Here is a 3201-nt window from a genome sequence, read left to right as displayed (position 1 = left end):
CTTTATTTAAAACTTTGCAACAGAACCCTTTTAACAGTTAGAACTACATTGGGGTAGGTAACTGATAAATGGCACTATCTGAAACACAGATAGTGCCATTTATCTCTATAAAAATACTGCCATTTAAATCCAAAAGTCACAACTAGGTTGAATCAGAAATGGGTAGCTGATATCACATACATCCATACGTTAGACGATGGATGGTGCTATCTCTCAACCATCATGGACCTTCATTCAAGAAAAATTATCGGTTATCACTTTGATCGTAATATGACGACTGTTATTGTAGAAAAAGCCCTTGAGGACGCTGTTTCAAATAGAAATGTTGAAAATGGGCTGATTTTGCATACCGATTTAGGGTCGCAGTATACAAGTAATGAATACGAAGAACGGCTGAAAGAATTAACTATCACCATTCCTACAGCCGTAAAGGCTGTCCCTACGATAACGAAGGAATCGAATCATTCCATGCATTATTGAAGAAAGAACATGTGTCCCAACGACCAATATATCAAACTTTTGAAGAAGCAAGGCGACAAATTTTCAGTTACGTTCAAGGATTTTATAACAACCACAGAATTCACAGTCCTTTAGCATATCTGTCTCCGGTTGAATTTTAGAAAAAGATACTGGCTGCTTAACATAAAAAATCTCTCGTAAAAAGTGTCTCAGCTATTGACTCTAATCTAAAAAGCATTGTCACATTCCAGGAGGAATGGTTCTACAAACGGATTTATGCAGCCAGTATACAATAATCGAATCTTCCTATGCATCATTGAAAAAAGAAGAGGTCTATACGACTACTTACTCAGATTTTGAAGAAGCCAAACGAGCGCTATTTAGCTACATTAGTTCGATTGGTTATCTAACTCCACAGGAGTTTGAAGACCTGTCAAGAGAGGAAATAGCATAACCATCTCTATTAAAATTTGTCCAAGATATTGACCCAAATACATATTATCTGCAATATTTACTTAATAACTGTAATTGAGATTGGAGAATTTTTAACCATATAAGTAGCATGCGAACCAAAATATCCTTTAATTCCATGCATTGATCGCGATCCAATGATTAAGATATCTGCAGATGTTGCTGGCAAAATCGTCTTAGTAATTTCCTCGGCCGGATCACCTTCTCCACTGTACAGCTGAATGTTTTTTACACCGCTATTTTCTGCATATTGTTTGTACTTTTCCAAATTAAGTAACAATTGACTTCGTTTCTGGCTCAAGTACTCAGGGTCTAACGCTTCATAAACATTCAACTCTTCAATTTCTAAAATTGAGGCAATCAGTAATGCGGCTCCAGTTTTACTCGCTTGCTTTACAGCATATTGAAAGGCTTTTTGAGCTCCTTCTGATTCATCTACCCCAACTAAAATATTTTTAAATTCATCAAATCCTTCCATAGTGCATCTTACCTTTCATTAATTAATTGATTATATTTTTTATTTCCTTTATACAGTTCAATAATTGTCCACGCTAACAGTAGTAATACTGCGACGATAATGACATAGGCAATAGAATCAGCTAGTACAAGTTGGCTTGATGTCACCTTTTCACCAAAAAAACCTTCAATTTGGCCGGGCAATCCAATCAAATTTAAATATGTCAATCCAATTACTGAACCCCATCCTAGTATCCGAATAACTATCGAATTTTTAAACTGGCTTCCCATTTCCACCTCACTATTGGTCATCATTAATAATGGTACCATCGAAAATGGTAACGCAAAAGCTAAGAAGACTTGTGAATTATTCATTAGTGTATTTAACGCTGTGTGCTCCCGAATCGTTCCTTGCCTGCTTGTAATAATTACACAGATTAACACTGGGATAACTGAAATCAAACGCGTAATTAAACGTCTTAGCCAAATTGGCATTCTCATATGAATGAATCCCTCCATAATTACTTGTCCAGTTAAAGTTCCGGTAATCGTTGAATTTTGTCCAGAAGCTAATAACGCGACTGCGAATAATGTAGAAAGAAGACCTGATTTTGCAACGGTGATTAAAATTCCGTTACTCAATGTATCCGGATTTGATAAAGCCTCATACAACCCAAAGAATGATGGATCTTTCACTGCCCCTGTTTTAAAAACAGCAACTCCCATTATGAGCAATAAGGAGTTAACAAAAAAAGCGAGAGTCAATTGAATGTTAGAATCCCATGTTGAAAATCGTACAGCATTGGCGATTTCATCTTCATCCGTACGATTTATCTTTCGAGTCTGAGACACAGCCGAATGTAGATATAAATTATGAGGCATAACGGTTGCACCAATAATTCCTAATGCACCAGTTAAAGGCGTTTGACCACCAATTGAATGTGTAGAGGAGAACGTTTCACCAGTCGGAACCAATCCTTTAAGTACATCCCCCCAATTAGGATCAGACAACGCTACTTGATAAACAAACACAAAAAGAATTACAAAAATCAAACAGACAACTATTGATTCAATTTTTCTAAAACCAACTTTCGTTAACAACAATAATAATAAAACATCAAATACCGTAATAAAGACTGCGACGACAAGCGGAATATTAAAAAGTAAATAAAGAGCAATTGATGCGCCAATTACTTCCGCAATATCTGTTGCCATAATCGCTAATTCCGTTAAAATCCATAAAATGATTCCTAGTTTTTTACTCGTTCTCGCTCGAATTGCTTGAGCTAAATCCATTTGACTAACAATTCCCAATTTAGCAGCCATATATTGTAATAGCATTGCAATTAAACTAGACATTAAAATGACCGACATTAATAAATACTGGAAGTTTTGCCCACCCGTAATCGAAGTAGACCAGTTGCCTGGATCCATATATCCCACAGCAACTAATGCTCCCGGTCCAGAATAGGCGAACAGGGTTTTCCAAAATCCTTTGCCTTTGGGTACCTCGACTGTTCCGTTAATTTCCTCTAAAGAGGGACCATTCGCATGCTGAATTAATCGAGGTTTGTGCTCTTTACCGGACTGACTTGTTGTATCTTTCAAAATATTTCCACCTTCCTTTAAAAATATCATAAGTATACACCTCTTTTTTATTAAATTAAAGCAAAATATTAGACAAACCTAAAAAAAAATAAACATTCGCCTAATTTAATATTATTTGCCTTCATTTCATTTGTATCGGAATGAATCAATTGTACACGTTAAAAATACATCTATATACCCGTGGTGCTAGTTAATTTTAATATCCTA

The 3201-nt window shown here is 35.8% G+C and carries 3 protein-coding genes and 1 pseudogene; 2 read left to right on the top strand and 2 right to left on the bottom strand.

Annotated elements, in window-relative coordinates; all coding sequences use genetic code 11:
* Positions 1 to 138: 138 nt before the first annotated feature.
* Positions 139 to 620 (top strand): annotated as a pseudogene (locus tag HMPREF2731_RS15345) (IS3 family transposase); the annotation flags it as partial.
* A 95-nt stretch (positions 621 to 715) separates the two neighbouring features.
* A complete protein-coding gene (locus HMPREF2731_RS07775) occupies positions 716 to 913 on the top strand; it encodes an IS3 family transposase (protein ID WP_002297837.1) in 198 nt (65 codons plus the stop codon).
* A 57-nt stretch (positions 914 to 970) separates the two neighbouring features.
* Here the strand turns inward: HMPREF2731_RS07775 and HMPREF2731_RS07770 are convergent, their stop codons facing one another.
* Positions 971 to 1408 carry a universal stress protein gene (locus tag HMPREF2731_RS07770; protein ID WP_002297835.1) on the bottom strand — a complete coding sequence of 146 codons (438 nt, stop codon included), beginning with the start codon at positions 1406 to 1408 and terminating at the stop codon, positions 971 to 973.
* An 8-nt stretch (positions 1409 to 1416) separates the two neighbouring features.
* Positions 1417 to 3024: an Nramp family divalent metal transporter gene (locus HMPREF2731_RS07765; RefSeq protein WP_024635913.1), complete on the bottom strand. Its 1608-nt coding sequence runs from the start codon at positions 3022 to 3024 to the stop codon at positions 1417 to 1419.
* Between the last annotated feature and the right edge of the window lie 177 nt (positions 3025 to 3201).

It is taken from the genome of Enterococcus sp. HMSC072F02 (assembly GCF_001837725.1).
Classification (GTDB): Bacteria; Bacillota; Bacilli; order Lactobacillales; family Enterococcaceae; genus Enterococcus_B; species Enterococcus_B lactis.
This window is presented reverse-complemented; position numbering and strand designations above follow the sequence as displayed.

Coding starts and splice junctions, on each gene's coding strand:
- HMPREF2731_RS07775 (WP_002297837.1), top strand. CDS start 716: ATGGTTCTACAAACGGATTTATGCAGCCAGTATACAATAATCGAATCT.
- HMPREF2731_RS07765 (WP_024635913.1), bottom strand. CDS start 3,024: ATGATATTTTTAAAGGAAGGTGGAAATATTTTGAAAGATACAACAAGT.
- HMPREF2731_RS07770 (WP_002297835.1), bottom strand. CDS start 1,408: ATGGAAGGATTTGATGAATTTAAAAATATTTTAGTTGGGGTAGATGAA.